The sequence below is a fragment of the Enterocloster bolteae genome, assembly GCF_002234575.2.
Lineage (GTDB): Bacteria > Bacillota > Clostridia > Lachnospirales > Lachnospiraceae > Enterocloster > Enterocloster bolteae.
Genome location: NZ_CP022464.2, coordinates 864,604 through 881,204 on the forward strand (window position 1 = coordinate 864,604; position 16,601 = coordinate 881,204).

Below are 16,601 nucleotides of genomic sequence, written 5' to 3' on the forward strand. Positions count from 1 at the left end.
CATGAGCATTTTGAGAACGGAAGGGATTATAAAGGATTATCCGGGAACAAGAGCATTGGATGATGTCACCGTATCCTTTGACAGCGGAAAAGTCCATGCCTTTATCGGAAAGAACGGGTCGGGAAAATCAACCCTGGTTAAAGTATTTGCAGGCGCCATTCAGCCCACAAGCGGACATTTTTATCTGGATGAAGAGGAATTGCATTTCAGTACACCGGTGGAAGCACTGAACAAGGGAATCGCCACTGTATATCAGGAGCTGAGTCTGGTTCCCCATCTCTCAGTGGCGGAAAATATTTTTTTGGGACGTCTTCCAAAGAAGGGACGTCTGGTAGACTGGAAGAGGACATATCAGATGGCAGGAGAGCTGCTGCATGCAATGGGCGTAGATATTGACCCCCATGAAAAGGTGTTCAGGCTCAGTATGTGGCAGTGCCAGGTGGTGGAAATCACCAAGGCCATGAGCTTTAAACCGAAGGTGCTTATGCTGGATGAGCCCACATCGGCTCTGGCCGCCAATGAAACCCAGAAGCTGTTTGAGGCAATACGGATGTTAAAAAAGCAGGATGTAATCATTATCTACATCTCCCACAGATTACAGGAGCTGTGGGAGATTGCAGACAGCGTTACAGTGCTGCGGGATGGAAAATACATAGGAACAGAGCCAATCAGTTCGCTGCAGCACAAGGATATCATTACTATGATGTTCGGTGATGTGGAAATCAAGGAAAGACCCGGAGACCTTAAGGTGCAGGATGGCATCATAATGGATGTAAAACATCTTACCCGCAAGGGGAAGTTCCAGGACGTATCCTTTCAGCTGAGAAAGGGAGAGGTATTAGGAATTGCAGGAATGCTGGGGTCCGGCCGTACAGAGCTGCTGCGCTGTATATTTGGTGCAGACCCATACGACAGCGGTGAAATCCTGGTGGATCAGAAAACTGCTCCCAAAAATGCCGGTCCCATCGGAATGATGCAGATGGGGCTGGGGCTGACGCCGGAAGAGAGAAAAACGCAGGGGGTGATTTTGATTCATTCCATCCGTGATAACCTCTGCTATGCCAGTATGGATAAGATGACACAGCGCCATGTGATAAATGAAAAAACCAGAAAAGAATTTTCAGAGAGACAGATTAGGGATTTACAGATTAAAATTCCGGATTTGATGGCCCCGGTAAGCTCTCTTTCCGGCGGCAACCAGCAAAAGGTAATTATTGGAAACTGGTTGAATACGGCTCCCAAGATTATGATGTATGATGAGCCCTCCAGAGGAATAGATGTAAAAGCAAAACAACAGATTTTCCAGATTATGTGGGAGCAGTCCAGAAAAGGAATATCCAGTATTTTTGTGTCATCAGAGCTGGAGGAACTGGTGGAGGTATGTCACAGGATTCTGATTATGCATATGGGAAAAATCGTTGGGGAAGTGTGTCTGGACGACCATGTGACCATAGATGCATTATACGCGTATTGTATGGGAGGAAAGGTAGAATGAAATCTGTAAAAATCGACTCATTGCATATGGAACTATTTTCCTGCAAAAAAACAAAAAATTTAATTCTGGACCACCTGATTGAAATTCTTCTGCTGGTTCTGATTATTGGTGTAAGTATTGCGGCGCCGTCCTTTCTGAAATCGGGAAATATTTTAAACATATTGCGGAATGCGGCTATGAAGGGTGTCATTGCTTACGGAATGTGTCTGGTAATCATTTCAGGTGAAATAGACCTGTCCGTTGGATCCCAGGTAGCCTTAAGCGGAGTGCTGGCAGGATTTATCTCAAAGGGACTTGCTGAGGCAGGAATCATGCCCATTGAGCTTGGCGCGTTAGTGGGAATTGCAGCAGCCACCCTGGTGGCTCTCTTGACAGGATTGTTCCACGCATGGGCCAGACAGAAATTTAATATGCCCAGTTTCATTATCACACTGGCTACCCTGAATGTGATGTATGGTTTTGCGGCTATCGTGTGCGGCGGATTTCCTATCGCCAATGCCTTCCCAACCTGGTATGCCTTTTTGGGAAGCGGAAGGATTCTGGGAATACCCTTTCCCGCCATTGTCTTTATCTTAATCTTCCTGTTTTTTTGGTTCCTGACAGAGAAAACTGACCTGGGAAGAAGAATTTACGCAGTGGGAGGTAATGCGGAGGCTGCCCGTTTGAATGGAATCAGTGTGTGGAAAACCAGGATTTTTGTCATGTGTATGGTGCAGCTGATGTGTGTATTGTCAGGTATTATGAATTCCGCACAGGTCCGTTCTGCCACATTTACCTTTGGACGCGGCTGGGAGACGCAGATTATATCCTCTGTAGTAATCGGCGGTACCAGTATGTTGGGCGGTATTGGAACCATATGGGGAACTTTGATAGGCGTACTATTTACAGGTGTAATCACCAACGCCATGACATTGCTGAATGTAAACGAGTTCATGCAGTATGTGATTAATGGCGCCCTGATGTTTTTTGCAGTTATGTTTAACACATACATGACGAAAAAAAGAAATAATTAATGAGAGTGGCTTGGAGGAAGGAAATGAAGCTGGGAGTCGGATTATATCGTTACATGCTAAAGGATGAGGAATTTACCTTTGCAAGACAGTGCGGATGCTCGGATGTAATTATCCATCTGGCAAATTACTACGATGGAGAAAATGATATTGTCAAAGCTACGGATGAAAAGGAAAATTACGGAATCGCCAGAGCAGGGGAGTCTGTTTGGAGTCTGGACCACATGATGGTTCTCCAGAAGCAGGCAAAGGAAAAGGGGCTTAATATTTACGGAATTGAGAATTTCAGTCCGGCGGACTGGTATGATATATTGCTGGATGGACCTAAAAAGGAAGAACAGATGGAGCATCTGAAGGAAATTATACGCAATGCAGGAAAAGCAGGTATACGATGTTTCGGATATAATTTCAGTCTTGCTGGAGTGTGGGGCCACCAAAAAACCAAAAAGGCCAGAGGAGGAGCGATCAGTACCTGTTTTCATGCCGGACAGCTCAATCTGGATGCCAGGATTCCAAAGGGTGAGATATGGAATATGACCTATGCAGAGAATGCCCGGGGAGAATACATAGAAGATATCGGATACGAGGAATTGTGGAATAGGCTAAAATGGTTTCTGGAGCGTATTCTTCCGGTGGCAGAGGAGGCAGGAGTAATGATGGCCCTGCACCCGGACGACCCGCCTATGCCATTTTTAAGAGGTACTCCGCGCCTGGTCTACCAGCCGCAGCTGTATCAGAAAGTGCTGGACCTGGTTCCAAGTCCATGCAATGGAATCGACTTTTGCATGGGAAGTATCCAGGAGATGACAGATGGAAATATCTATGATGCCTTGGAGCAGTATTCCTCCCAGGGAAAGATTGGCTATGCCCATGTCAGGAATGTACGGGGCAAGGTTCCAGATTATACGGAAGTATTTGTGGATGACGGGGATATCAATATAAAGAGAACATTGGAGATTTTAAAAAAGAATCACTTTGAAGGTGTTCTGATTCCTGACCATACGCCGCAGATTCAGTGCCAGGATACATGGCATGCGGGAATGGCCTTTGCTCTTGGATTTATAAGGGCGGAGTTAATGGGGCTGGAAGGATAGGAAGATAAAAGGAGGTCTGTATATGCAGTTATTTGATTTGACGGATAAGAATGTCCTGATTACAGGAGGAACCAGGGGAATTGGCTTTGCAATTGCACAGGGAGTGAAGCAGGCAGGCGGCAGGGTATGGATTCATGGCAGCAGTGAGGACAGGACCAGAAGGATTGCAGAGGAAAATGGATTTGACTATCTTTACGGCGATCTCAGAGACCAGGAAGGGTTAGACGGAATGCTGCGTCCTTTCCTGTCCAGGGAGGACAGACTGGATGTGCTGATTAACAATGCCGGTTTTGAGACTCACAGCGCCATTGAAAACGCTGAGGAGGAGTCAATGGACGCCATCTACAATGTAAATACCAAGTCGCCTTATTTCCTGCTGCAGAAGCTGCTTCCGGCTTTGAAAAAGGCCGGGCGGGCATCCGTCATCAACGTGACCTCCATTCATCAGAAGGTGCCGGTGCGGGAAAATGGCTATTACTGCATGGCTAAAGCATCGTTAGGTATGTTTACCAAGGTGGCTGCCCTGGAGCTGGCCAAGTATGGAATCCGTGTCAATAATCTGGCCCCCGGCGCCATTCTTACGGATATGAACCGTGAACTGGTGGAGGCCATGGATTTTGAAAAATGGATTCCCATAGGACGGGTTGGCCGTGCGGATGAGCTGATTGGTCCTGCCGTATTCCTGGCTTCTGATGCCTCCTCCTATGTAACCGGAACCACATTGTATGTGGACGGGGGATACAGTGAAAATCTGCTGCGGTATTAAAGGCTGGGAAGTGGAATTGCGGAGTGGGGATGCATATTGGCATTGCCAAGTGCGCAGAAAGGAGAGTGGCAATGTACAGCCGTAATTATGGGTGCAGGATCACAGACCAGATAATCATGGATGGCAACAAGGCGGTTGTCATGGAAAATCAAAAGCTGCGGCTGACATTTTTGGCTGACAGGGGCATGGACTGTGTGGAAATGCTGTACAAGCCGGAGGATATTGATTTTATGTGGCGGTCTCCGGCGGGGCTTCATAAAAGAAGTGAGTATCTGTCTAATTCCGGGGACAGTCTGGGGAATTACCTGGACCATAATTCAGGAGGATGGCAGGAGATACTTCCCAACGGAGGAGGAGAGTGCAGCTACAAAGGCGCTTGTCTGGGGATGCACGGGGAGATTTCAAGTGTGCCGTGGGATTGCAGGATCATAAAGGATTCTGAGGAGGAGGTTGTCCTTAAGGCATGCATTACCACCCTGCGTTCCCCGTTCCGTCTGGAGAAGGAAATATCCTTAAAGATGGATGAAAGCGCCATCACAATCCGGGAAAGCCTTACCAATCTGGCAAAGGAGCCAATGGAGCTTATGTGGGGCCATCACCCCACCGTGGGAAAACCTTTTCTGGATAGCAGCTGCCGGATTGACACAAATGGGACTGTGGGTTTTTCCATGGATCAGCGCGATTTTGAGACACAGCGTCTGAAGCCGGGAACCAGGTTTGAATGGCCTGCTGCCGGCAATGGAGTGGATTTTTCAAACGTGCCGGAGGAGGATGCTGATACTGCGGATATGATTTATATAACCGGTTTTCCGGAGCGTGCCTGGTACCGGGTACATAATGAAACTAAAAACATAAGTTATGGAATGAGCTGGGACGGAAAACTGTTCCCATATATGTGGATGTGGCAGGTATGCGGTGGTTCTTATGGATATCCATGGTATGGAAGAACTTATAACCTGGCGCTGGAGCCATGGACCAGTTACCCGTCATCGGGTTTAATAAAGGCCATTGAGAATGGAAGCGCTCTCTGTCTTGAGGCAGGGGAGATAAGGCAAACAGAACTTTGCTTCTGGATTAAAAAGGAGGAGATATAAAATGGTGTTAAAAAAACATGAATTGCTGGAAGTTATAAAGAAAGAGCTGTATACTCCTGTGGTAGGGGATATACTGGACCAGATGGGATTATACCACCAGTTTCTCCCCCAGGCAGTCCGGCCCCTTAGGGATGATATGAAGCTGGCAGGTTATGCTATGACCGTTTTAATGATTGATGTATTCGGCCAGCAGAAAAAGCCCTTTGGTTATTTGACAGAGGCGCTGGATGACTTGCAGGAGGACGAAATTTATGTGGCTGCCGGAGGCACCATGCGTTGCGCGTATTGGGGAGAGCTTTTAACGGCCACTGCAAAAAAGCGCGGGGCGGCAGGTGCAGTTGTCAATGGATGGCATAGGGATACGCCTCAGGTGCTGGACCAGAACTGGCCTGTATTTTCCAGGGGATGTTATGCCCAGGATTCTTCTGTGCGCACCCAGGTGGTGGATTACCGCTGCCGGATCGAAATAGAAGGCGTAACCGTTATGTCCGGCGATTTGATCTTTGGTGATGTGGACGGTGTTCTGGTTATTCCGGCAGAGCATATTGAATATGTGATTGAAAAAGCCCTTGAAAAAGCAAGAGGAGAGAAGAACGTAAGAAAGGCTATTGAGAAAGGCATGAGCGCGACGGAGGCATTTGCTACCTTTGGTATACTTTAGTACCTATCTTTTTGGAACAATGTTTTTCAAACAGGTTACGGGGAGGGATGTATGATGGAATATAGGATTTATGCAGGAACATATGCGGGTGCGGATGAAAATGGTATTTTCAGATACAGGATGGATGGAAACAGCCAAATACTGGAAAGGGAACTGGCTCTTCCGGGTATATCAAACCCGTCGTATCTGGCCCTTTCGCAGAACGGGACCATGATGTATGCAGTGATGGAGGATATGGAGTATCATGGGAAAGCGGGGGGAGGCGTGTGCGCCATAAAATGCCGTGAGAATTCTCTGGAGATTCTCAATTCCAGAGGAACTACGGGCACCCTTCCCTGCCATGTGACCCTGGATGAGGAAGCAGGGGTTATTTATGCGGCTAACTATATGAGCGGAAGCCTGTCCATGTTTCCTCTGATGCCGGATGGAAGTCTAGGGGAAATGAGTGACTGCAGACAGCATAAGGGAAAAGGACCCAACACCCTGCGCCAGGAAGGCCCCCATGTGCATTTTAGCGGTCTGTCTCCGGAAAAGGACGGAATCTGGTGTGTGGACCTGGGCCTGGACTGTATATTATTTTATGGAATAGATGTTCATACCATGACCCTTAGCCATAGGCCGGAGCGGGATATTATGCTGCCAAAGGGAACCGGCCCCAGGCATTTTGTGTTTCAGCCGGGAAACGCGCACAGGATGTATGTGGTCTGTGAATTGAGTTCAGAGGTGTTTGCGGTGAATATATTAAAAGAGGGATGCCAAATATTGCAGAGAATTTCCTCCCTGAGCGCACCGAATGATAAAAGCTCCTGTGCAGCCATCAAATGTTCGGAGGACGGCCGTTTCTTATATGTGTCCAACCGCGGAGACGACAGCATTGCTGTATTCAGGATTGATCCAAAAAACGGCCTTCTCCATCTGGTGCAGATAGAAAAGGCCGGCGGCAGGACTCCCAGAGATATTCTGGTACTTAAGGACATGATTTTGTCTGCGAACCAGGACAGCAATACCATTACATGTTTCTATAGGAATGAAGATACGGGAATCCTGACGCGGAGGATGGGAGAGACTTTCTGTCATGCTCCTGTCTGCCTTACTGCCGTCCCCACTGCATAGCCCCGTTGGCATCCAGCATTCCGCCGCTTAATACCTTGCCGTTCAGGCTGTCCATCTTGCGGGCTGAGGCCAGGATTACGTTTTTGATGTCTGTCAGGCTCAATTCCGGTCTGGAGGTATAGAGCATGGCTGCTGTGCCGGTGACCATGGGAGCGGCCATGGAGGTGCCGCTCATGAAGGCGTAGCCATTGTCCGGAGTGATGCCCAGGATGAAGGTGCCGGGGGCAGCGATGTCCACGCTGCCCGCGCCGAAGTTGGAGCTCTCATCCAGTTTGCCGTCAAACATCAGGTTGGCTACGGTTATCACGTTGTCAAAGGGAAGGGAGGCAGGGTAAATGGGGGAGGCGTCTATGTTATAGCCGATTGCGTTGTCATCCCCGTTGCCCGCGGCTACAATGAAAAGCATTCCGGAGTCGCGGATAGCTGCCTTGAATTCTTCGGTGCAGTTCTGGGAGCCGAAGCTCAGATTGCATATCTGGGCGCCGTTGGCCTTCGCATATTTGATGGCTGCAATCACATTGTCCGGTGAACCCTTTCCCTCTTCTCCTCCCAGGGCCTTTACAGGCATGATTTTTACGTAATTGTTGTCGGCTATTCCCACGATGCCGCCGTTATCCTTGGAGGCCGCAATGGTGCCGGCTGCATGGGTGCCGTGGACGTCCTCCGGGCCTTCGTAAACCTGGTTGGTATTGCTGTAAAAATTCCAGCCGTTTACATCGTCCACGAATCCGTTTCCGTCATTGTCAATGCCGTCTCCGGGAATCTCGTCCTCATTGACCCATATGGAACCCTGCAAATCCGGATGGGAGATGTCCACGCCTGTGTCTATGACCGCCACGGTCAGGGGGCGCTTTGTCTCTGTCTGGGAGTAGGCCTCCCATGCTGGCTGGATATTGATATCAATTCCGGGAACAGCATCAATGGCGCTGGTCAGGATATTGGCCGGCTCCAGCGGGGGAAGGGCTATGGCGTCTACCTTTCCTCTTTTGTTTCTGTGTACATAGGCGGGGTCCAGGGAATCAATATCCAGTTCCTGGACTATTTTTTGCGCCTGGCCGTCATTTTTAAGGGCCCACTGGTACGAGGCCTTGTCGTCCTTGATGGACAGGTTGTTGAGGCCGGGGCCTACCGCATAGGCGGAGAATGCGTTATCCGCCGCATTATAGGGGACGGCCCCGGACGCTGTGGCAAGTGCCAGGAAAAGCGCCGTGGCCGTAATGAGTTTTTTCATGACTATGCTCCTTTTTGATGTTTCATTATACCATTGTAATAGTATAACACATAAGATAGCATAAGACTTTGAAAATTTTATGAAAATCTTTCCGATTTTATTACAAATTATGGTACCAGACCCGTATCTAACTTCCATATATCCCTGTTGTACTCCTCAATGGTACGGTCAGAGGAGAAGTAACCGGCCTTGCTGATGTTGATTAACATTTTCCTGGCCCAGGCCGTACGGTTTTCGTAGTCGCTCAGAGCCTGTTCCCTGGCCTGGCAGTAAGCCTTAAAGTCGGGGAAGGTCATGAACCAGTCCTTGTTCAGAAGCTCGTTGTACAGGCGCTCCAGGTGTTCCACGGAACCGGCTGCCGTCATGGCGGGGCTGATGATGAAATCAACGGCTTCCTTAAGGTCAGGGTCCGCCTCATAGTAGGAGCGGGAGCAGTAGCTGCCTTCTGCGTACCGCCGGATGACGGTTTCGCTGGATTCACCGAAGATATAGATGTTGTCGTCGCCTACCAGCTCATGGATTTCCACATTGGCTCCGTCATCCGTGCCCAGGGTCACGGCTCCGTTGAGCATAAATTTCATGTTGCTGGTACCGCTGGCTTCCTTGGAGGCCAGGGATATCTGTTCCGAGATATCGCAGGCAGGAATCAGCTTTTCAGCCAGGCTCACATTGTAGTTATTTACCATGACCACATTCAGCCATGGCTTTACGTCCGGGTCGCTGTCAATGACCTGCTGGAGGCAGAGTATCATATGAATGATATCCTTTGCAATGGTATATGCAGGCGCTGCCTTGGCTCCAAAGATGGCGGTGATGGGAGTGGCCGGCCTGCTGCCCCGTTTGATTTCCAGGTATTTGTGTATCAGGTACAGGGCGTTCATCTGCTGGCGCTTGTATTCATGAAGACGTTTTACCTGTATGTCAAAAATGGATTTGGGGTCAATGTCAATGTCCTGGGTTTCCTTAAGGTAGTCTGCCAGCTCCTGTTTCTTACTGTCCTTGATGGCTAAAAGGCGGTGCAGGGTCTTTATGTTGGCTGTGAATGCCCTGTCATCCAGTTTCTTAAGTTCAAATGCATCCTTCTTAAAACCATCGCCTATGAGTTCTGATATATAATCAGCCAGCTGGGGATTGCAGTGAAGCAGCCACCGGCGGAAGGTGATGCCGTTTGTCTTATTGTTGAATTTCTCCGGGTAGAGCCTGTAAAAGTTGTTCAGCTCATTCTTTTTCAGTATGTCTGTGTGAAGGGCAGCCACGCCGTTGACACTGAAGCCGTAGTGGATGTCAATGTGGGCCATGTGCACCCGGTCGCCCTTGTCAATGATATACACGGACGGATCATCAAATTTCCTCCTGACCTTGTCGTCCAACACTTCCATAATGGGAATCAGCTGGGGAACCGCTTCTTTAAAGTAGTCCATGGGCCAGGTCTCCAGGGCTTCCGCCAGGATGGTGTGGTTGGTATAAGCGCAGGTATCCGTCACCACCTGTATGGCGTCGTCCATTTCCATGCCGTGCTCTGTGGTGAGAAGGCGAATCAGCTCGGGAATGACCATGGTGGGATGGGTGTCGTTGATCTGGATGGCCGCATAGTCGGGCAGGTCGTAAAGGGTGGAGCCTTTTGCAGCTGCCTCTGACAGTATGAGGCGGGCCGCGTTGCTGACCATGAAATACTGCTGGTAAATGCGCAGTATCTGACCAGCCCTGTCGCTGTCATCCGGGTAAAGGAACAGGGTCAGGTTTTTCCTGATATCAGTCTTGTCAAAGGAAATCCCGTCCTCTACAATGGACTCATCCACGGTCTCCACATCAAAAAGATGCAGCTTGTTGGTGCGGTTGTCATAGCCGGTGACTTCGATGTCATACATCCGTGAGGTGAGCGTAAAGTTCCGGTATGGAATCTGGTAGGTAACATTGGTTTTACTCAGCCAGGAGGTGTTTTCCATCCATGGGTTGGGCTCCTCATTCTGAAGATTATCCCTGAATAACTGCCTGAACAGGCCGAAATGGTAGTTCAGCCCGATTCCGTCCCCGTTCAGTCCCAGCGTGGCTATGGAATCCAGGAAACAGGCTGCCAGCCTGCCTAACCCGCCGTTGCCCAGGGATGGCTCAGGCTCCAGTTCCTCCAGGACACTGAGGTCTTTGCCGCGGCTTGCCAGAATGGATTTGACCTGGCTGTAGATTCCAAGGTTTATCATATTATTGGACAGCAGCTTGCCTATAAGGAATTCAGCGGAAATGTAGTATAATTTCTTTTTTCCCCGGGCGGATTCCCGGCCCTTGGACAGTTTATTTACCAGGCAGAGAAGGCCTGTGTACAGCTCTTTGTCAGTGCAGCTTGAAATGTCTTTTTTGCACGCTTCTGTCAGCATTTGCTCCAATTGGTTCTGATTCATGATTTACATTCCTCCGTAAGGGGTGCCGTAGCGGCATGATTGTACGTTTGTCTGTATTATAATGGGATGAAAAAAGAAAATCTTGCATAATTATGTGATGATATAGTACAATACTATCAAATTTATGATAAAGGTGGTCTGCAGATGCAGGACGGCATGAAAATGGGAAGCACGGAGAGCGGTTATCAGGGGAGAGACAGGAGCGGGATGCAGGGGAATGGGGCATATGGAGAAGTCGGACGTGAGGAATATGGAGAAGGCGGGCGTGAGGAATATAGAGGACGCGGGCGTGAGCAATATGGGTACCATGAGATAAAAGAGCATGCGGGAAGGGATTTCCCTTTTAATATTTACCCCTGCTCTATTCCGGCTGATTTCAGGCAGGTTCCTGTTCACTGGCATGAGGATATGGAGATTATTGCGGTGAAAAAGGGACGGGGTGTGGTGACTGTGGATATGGAGCCGTATGAAGCAAGGGCGGGGGAGGCCGTGGTGGTGTTTCCCGGACAGCTTCATGGCATCAGTCAGTGCGGCTCTGAGGCGATGGAGTATGAAAATATTATTTTTCTTCCTTCTATGCTTATGTCGGCTGAATCAGACCTGTGCACCTATGATTTTTTGCGGCCCATGACAGAGGGCGGTATCGGAAAGCCTCTTCATATTACAGGAGGTCTGCCGGATTACGGGGCTTTTATGGAATGTATCGGGATCCTGGACCAGCTGTGCGGGAAAAAGAACTATGCCTACCAGATGGGGGTAAAAGGAACCCTGTTCTGGTTCCTGGGCCTGATTGCAGGGATTTGGGGCCCGGAGGCCGCAGGGCAGCCCCGTAAATCCAGGGAGAGGATGAAACGGCTGCTGGAATACATGGAGGAGCACTACGGTGAAAAGATAACTGTGGAGGACGGGGCAGAGCTCTGTTTTTACAGTAATTCCCATTTTATGAAGTATTTTAAACAGTATATGGGTGTGCCGTTCATACAGTATCTCAATGAATTCCGTCTGGAAAAGGCGGCGGGAATGCTGCTGACCACCCCGGATCCGGTGACGGCGGTGGCCCAGAGATGCGGATTTGATAACATATCCTATTTTAACCGGCTGTTCCGGAGAAAGTACGGGAAAACGCCGGGGGAATACCGCAAGAATGGGGAGATTTACTTGTAGGGGATATGAAAGTGTGATAAAATGAAGCGGTATTTTCCGGGGCCTGTCAGATTGCGGCAGTGCAGCTGTGCGGCGGAATGATTGTGCGGCAGAGTGATTATGTGGCAGAGTGATTATGTGGCAGAGTGATTATGTGGCAGAATAATCGTACAGCATGAAATGAATGGGCACACCGGACATAAAGGAGATTATCACTATGCGGGAATGCGGTATGCTGCTTCCGGTTGCCAGCCTGCCTTCGCGGTATGGCATCGGGGCATTTTCTAAGGAAGCATATGATTTTATTGATACACTAAAGGCAGCGGGACAGAGCTTCTGGCAGATTCTGCCTCTGGGCCCCACCGGATTCGGAGATTCGCCCTACCAGTCCTTTTCGGCCTTTGCGGGAAATCCATATTTTATTGATTTGGAAAAGCTGACAGAGGAAGGACTTCTCACAAGGGAGGAGTGCCTGGACGCGGACTTTGGAAACGATGAGAGGGACATTGATTATAAGAAGATATACGATGGCAGATTCCCGCTTTTAAGGAAGGCTTATGAGCGCTGGAAGGCCGGCCGGTCCCCGGAGCTGGTTCATGAGCTGGCGGGACGGAAACTGGGGGATGAGACCAGGGAGTATTGTTTTTATATGGCGGTAAAGAACCATTTTGATTCATGCAGCTGGAATCTGTGGGACGAAGGTATCCGTCTGAGAAAACCGGAGGCACTGGAGGCATACAGAGCCATGCTGACGGATGAGATTGGGTTTTATGAATTCCAGCAGATTAAATTTGAGGAGCAGTGGGATGCCCTTAAGAGATATGCCCATGAGCAGGGGATCCGGATTATAGGGGATATTCCCATTTATGTGGCATTTGACAGCGCCGACAGCTGGTCGCGGCCCGAATTGTTCCAGTTTGATGAGAATAATATGCCGGGGGCAGTGGCGGGCTGTCCGCCTGACGGGTTTTCAGCCACAGGCCAGCTGTGGGGAAATCCTCTGTATAACTGGGAATACCACAGGAAAACTGGATTTGCCTGGTGGATGCGGAGGATGGAGTACTGTTTTCGCATGTATGATTTGGTGCGGGTGGACCACTTCCGGGGATTTGATGAGTATTACGCCATACCCTACGGCGATGCCACGGCTGAGTACGGCCGTTGGGAAAAGGGGCCGGGTATCGAAATATTCCGGCAGATGCAGGAGCATTTCGGCGGGGACAAGCTGCCTATCATAGCAGAGGATCTGGGGTTCCTTACCCCTACTGTGAGACAGCTTCTGAAGGATACGGGATTTCCGGGGATGAAGGTGCTGGAGTTTGCCTTTGACGCCGGTGAGAACAGTGATTATCTGCCTCACAAATACGGTTCCAACTGTGTGGTGTACACCGGCACTCATGACAATGATACAGCAGAGGGCTGGTTCGCGTCACTGGATGAACATGACAGAAATTTTGTCAGGGAGTACATAGGAGCCGGATACACACCGGAGGGAGAGATTCACTGGGATTTAGTCAGGGCTGCGCTGGGAAGCGTGGCTGACCTGGCAGTGATTCCGGTCCAGGATTATCTGGGATACGATACGTCTGCCAGAATCAACGAGCCGTCTACCCTGGGGAAGAACTGGCGGTGGAGGATGAGCAGGGAAGATTTGAATGAGGACACTGTGAAGCGGTGCAGGCGGCTGGCCGGGATATATGGGCGGCTGGGGGAGGCGTAGAAGGAAAGAAAAAATATATTTATAATACAATCGTATTATATTGTGTAATGATACCCGGCGGAATAGGAAACAGGATTCCGCTGGGTATTTGAATTTACTCAAGAATTTGCGATGGTTTAAATAAGCTGGGGCTGCTTGCGAACCGGTGTATGTGCCAACAGATTAAACCTGTATCTGATAACATGAAGGTGGTTGGAACCGCTTGTACTGTAGATACAAAAGACGGTGATAATCTTCCCATACATATAGCGATATACAGCTGTAAGCCTGGATATGTGATACAATTGAGCAATATAGGAAGTGTAAAAAAGAAGGGACAGAACTACCTGAGTTGACTCCTTCATGGGTAAAAGACATGATGGGATAGAAAAGGCAGGCCTTAAAGCCTGCCTGCCGGTATAAAAGGTTCCGGCTGTTCCGGGTGAGGGCCCAGCATTTTTTCCATCCAGACCATATCCCACCACTGGCCCAGTTTGTAGCCGCATTTGGTGAAATGTCCCACGGTATGGTAGCCGTATTTTTCATGAAAGGTTATGCTGCCCGGATTGGGGTAGGCAATGCAGGCATTGACATTGATGACGTTCTGGCGTCTCAGGTAGTTTTCCAATGCCTCGTAGAGAAGGGAGCCTGCGCCGGTGCGCCTCGCATCCCCGGATACATAGACGGAGGTTTCCACAGCCCAGTCATAGGCTGACCTCTCTTTAAATTGGGATGCATAGGCGTATCCTATGATGCGTCCATCCCGGATTGCTGCCAGATATGGATACCGTTTCAGGGTGGATGTGATGCGGTTTTTGAATTCCTGGACAGTGGGAACCTCATATTCAAAAGTAATGGCGGTCTTTTCTACATAAGGCGCGTATATGGACAGGAGGGCGGCCGCGTCTGCTTCTTCTGCCATTCGGATGGTGACGGCTGTGTCTGACATATGGGGGACTCCTTTCTAAATATATAAATGTTTCAGATATATATATGTTTTTGAAGGTTTGTATTGCAACCTACATTCTATCACTGATGTCACATAATTTCCACTGTCTGTTAAGGAATATTTACAACGGCATCCGTCATAAGCGGCGTCTCCACAAAGGTCATCAGGGAAAGCCTTTTCATGCAATTACGAGTTTGAGCTGTAAACTGTGAGATTATTTGCACGCATAAATAAAATTAAGTAATTCTTACACAATTTTTCCCCTTTCTCATCCTGTTATTTCCTTTCACTTTCTGATAAAATGGTACTATAAGGAGGTGGAGGATATGACCAGACGAAGGATACTGACAGGATGGGCCATAGGATTGCTGTTGGGAGTGATGGCTGCCGGCACTGCATTGGGTGCGGAGTCCGGATGGAAGACAGAGGACGGAGTTCTTAAATTTGTGGACAACAAGGGTAACTATGTGACCAATGAATGGAGGACACGGGACGGAAAATCATACTTCCTGGGCAGCGACGGGGAGATTGAGAAGAGCACCTGGATAGAGAATACATATTATGTGGACGACAAGGGAGTCATGGTGAAGAATTCCTGGGTCCACACAGACGGCAAGGACGGCCTGAAGGAAGAGGGCTGGTATTTCCTGGGCAAGAACGGCAAGACAGAGGAAGGCTGGAAGAACGTAGGAGACGGCCGGTACAACTTTGACAGCGACGGTAAGATGCGCACGGGCTGGTTCTACGAGGGCGATAATATCTACTACCTGGGCGGCAAGGACGACGGTGCCATGAGACGGGGCTGGGTATGCCTGGAATTTGATGAGGATGATCTGCCTGAGATTGGGGATATCTCCAAGGAATATAAGAAGGCAGATGAGAATTCCCGGTGGTTTTTCTTTCAGAATAACGGTAAGGCCAAACGCTCTCTTACCGGCAATTATGACCAGGAGACCATTCACGGAGAAAAATTCTATTTTGACCGGAACGGTGCCATGCTGACGGGCTGGCATGCGGTGAAGGAGAAAGCGGACAGCGATGATGCCACAGGCATCAGCCGTTTCGTATACCTGGGCGGTAAGGACGACGGAGCCATTGCAAAGGGACAGTGGAAACAGCTGTCTGAGCATCCCGGTGATTCCGACGACGGGGCAGCCATCTTAAAGAAGGGGGATGAGGAGCTTCCAAGGGAAGGGGATAAGGAGTGGTATTACTTTGAGAACAACGGCACTCCCGCCTACCTTAAAACAGGCATCTCCACCATGAATGCCGCCACCATCCGGGTGGATGGCGAAAATTATTTTGTGAACCAGTATGGATGCAGAAGGAACGGACTGGTCAAGATAGTATCCGGCGGCCATGTGTTGGTGGGATATTTCGGAGAAAAGGGGACTGACGGCAGGATGCTCACCGGCAGGAATACCGGTATTGCTGACGATGACGGCAAACGCTGCACCTTCTATTTCAACACCTCGGGATCCAACAAGGGAGCTGGCTTCAGCGGAGAAAAGGATGGATTCCTGTACTACAACGGTTTGCTGGTGACAGCGGACGGGGATTCCCAGTACGAGGTCTATCAGGTGGACGGCAAATATTACCTGGTCAATGAATCCGGTAAGGTACAGACCAATGAGAAGGCTTATAAGAGCGATGGGGATTATGTCTATTTGGTTGAGGACAGGGAAGTTTACTATACGGATGACAACGGGAAAAAGACGAAGAAGGCAGACAGCAGCGCCACCCTTCCGGATTTCACCTGTGATCAGGTATATGAGCTTTGATGTTTTATAAGCTTTGTTTCTGAGCTTTGGAAAGGGACGGCTTCCGCCATACTGGCGGAAGGGCCGTCCCTTTTAGGTTGTGGTTGAAAAAAGAAATACGGTCTGATATACTGAAATGGCGGGAAATATCTTGTATACAGTATAAAGATAGAGCCGGAGTTTTCAGCCC

14 protein-coding genes are annotated in these 16,601 nt (G+C 49.3%); 11 read left to right on the forward strand and 3 right to left on the reverse strand.

Features of this window, described 5'->3' with window-relative positions:
* Window position 1 precedes the first annotated feature (1 nt).
* The 7 genes from CGC65_RS04100 to CGC65_RS04130 all read left to right on the forward strand — a co-directional run bounded on the left by CGC65_RS04100 (window position 2) and on the right by CGC65_RS04130 (window position 7,233).
* Window positions 2–1,495 carry a sugar ABC transporter ATP-binding protein gene (locus CGC65_RS04100; RefSeq protein WP_002568193.1) on the forward strand — a complete coding sequence of 498 codons (1,494 nt, stop codon included), beginning with the start codon at window positions 2–4 and terminating at the stop codon, window positions 1,493–1,495.
* The gene (locus CGC65_RS04105) at window positions 1,492–2,508 is read left to right on the forward strand and encodes an ABC transporter permease (RefSeq protein ID WP_002568192.1); all 1,017 of its coding nucleotides are present in this window, start codon (window positions 1,492–1,494) and stop codon (window positions 2,506–2,508) included. Before CGC65_RS04100 ends, CGC65_RS04105 begins: the two co-directional genes overlap by 4 nt.
* 23 nt (window positions 2,509–2,531) lie before the next feature.
* The gene (locus tag CGC65_RS04110) at window positions 2,532–3,599 is read left to right on the forward strand and encodes a mannonate dehydratase (protein WP_002568191.1); all 1,068 of its coding nucleotides are present in this window, start codon (window positions 2,532–2,534) and stop codon (window positions 3,597–3,599) included.
* Window positions 3,600–3,621: 22 nt separating this feature from the next.
* Complete coding sequence (locus CGC65_RS04115; protein ID WP_002568190.1) at window positions 3,622–4,365, forward strand: SDR family NAD(P)-dependent oxidoreductase; 744 nt, start codon at window positions 3,622–3,624, stop codon at window positions 4,363–4,365.
* Window positions 4,366–4,436: 71 nt separating this feature from the next.
* The gene (locus tag CGC65_RS04120; RefSeq protein WP_235622203.1) at window positions 4,437–5,459 is read left to right on the forward strand and encodes an aldose 1-epimerase; all 1,023 of its coding nucleotides are present in this window, start codon (window positions 4,437–4,439) and stop codon (window positions 5,457–5,459) included.
* A 1-nt stretch (window position 5,460) separates the two neighbouring features.
* Window positions 5,461–6,120, forward strand: a complete 660-nt coding sequence (locus CGC65_RS04125) for an RraA family protein (protein WP_002568188.1) — start codon at window positions 5,461–5,463, stop codon at window positions 6,118–6,120.
* 51 nt (window positions 6,121–6,171) lie between these two features.
* Window positions 6,172–7,233 (forward strand): lactonase family protein, encoded by a 1,062-nt coding sequence (locus CGC65_RS04130; protein ID WP_002568187.1) that lies wholly within the window; start codon window positions 6,172–6,174, stop codon window positions 7,231–7,233.
* Here the strand turns inward: CGC65_RS04130 and CGC65_RS04135 are convergent.
* Window positions 7,211–8,464, reverse strand: coding sequence for a S8 family peptidase (locus CGC65_RS04135; protein ID WP_002568186.1), 1,254 nt, complete (start codon window positions 8,462–8,464; stop codon window positions 7,211–7,213). The two genes, CGC65_RS04130 and CGC65_RS04135, sit on opposite strands and share 23 nt — an antisense overlap.
* Window positions 8,465–8,571: 107 nt before the next feature.
* Window positions 8,572–10,860, reverse strand: a complete 2,289-nt coding sequence (locus CGC65_RS04140) for a glycogen/starch/alpha-glucan phosphorylase (RefSeq protein ID WP_002568185.1) — start codon at window positions 10,858–10,860, stop codon at window positions 8,572–8,574.
* Between the two features lie 144 nt (window positions 10,861–11,004).
* Here CGC65_RS04140 and CGC65_RS04145 point away from each other — a divergent pair, with 144 nt between their 5' ends.
* The 3 genes from CGC65_RS04145 (at window position 11,005) to CGC65_RS32665 (ending at window position 14,058) form a co-directional block, all read left to right on the forward strand.
* Window positions 11,005–12,024 (forward strand): AraC family transcriptional regulator, encoded by a 1,020-nt coding sequence (locus CGC65_RS04145; RefSeq protein ID WP_002568184.1) that lies wholly within the window; start codon window positions 11,005–11,007, stop codon window positions 12,022–12,024.
* A 196-nt stretch (window positions 12,025–12,220) separates the two neighbouring features.
* Window positions 12,221–13,723, forward strand: a complete 1,503-nt coding sequence (gene malQ / locus CGC65_RS04150) for a 4-alpha-glucanotransferase (RefSeq protein ID WP_002568183.1) — start codon at window positions 12,221–12,223, stop codon at window positions 13,721–13,723.
* Between the two features lie 104 nt (window positions 13,724–13,827).
* Window positions 13,828–14,058 (forward strand): RraA family protein, encoded by a 231-nt coding sequence (locus CGC65_RS32665; protein WP_227125332.1) that lies wholly within the window; start codon window positions 13,828–13,830, stop codon window positions 14,056–14,058.
* 44 nt (window positions 14,059–14,102) lie between these two features.
* On the opposite strand, the gene CGC65_RS04160 is transcribed toward CGC65_RS32665, so the two are convergent.
* Complete coding sequence (locus CGC65_RS04160; protein WP_002568182.1) at window positions 14,103–14,651, reverse strand: GNAT family N-acetyltransferase; 549 nt, start codon at window positions 14,649–14,651, stop codon at window positions 14,103–14,105.
* A gap of 326 nt (window positions 14,652–14,977) precedes the next feature.
* On the opposite strand from CGC65_RS04160, the gene CGC65_RS04165 reads away from it, so the two are divergent.
* The gene (locus CGC65_RS04165) at window positions 14,978–16,432 is read left to right on the forward strand and encodes an N-acetylmuramoyl-L-alanine amidase family protein (RefSeq protein WP_002568181.1); all 1,455 of its coding nucleotides are present in this window, start codon (window positions 14,978–14,980) and stop codon (window positions 16,430–16,432) included.
* Window positions 16,433–16,601 lie beyond the last annotated feature (169 nt).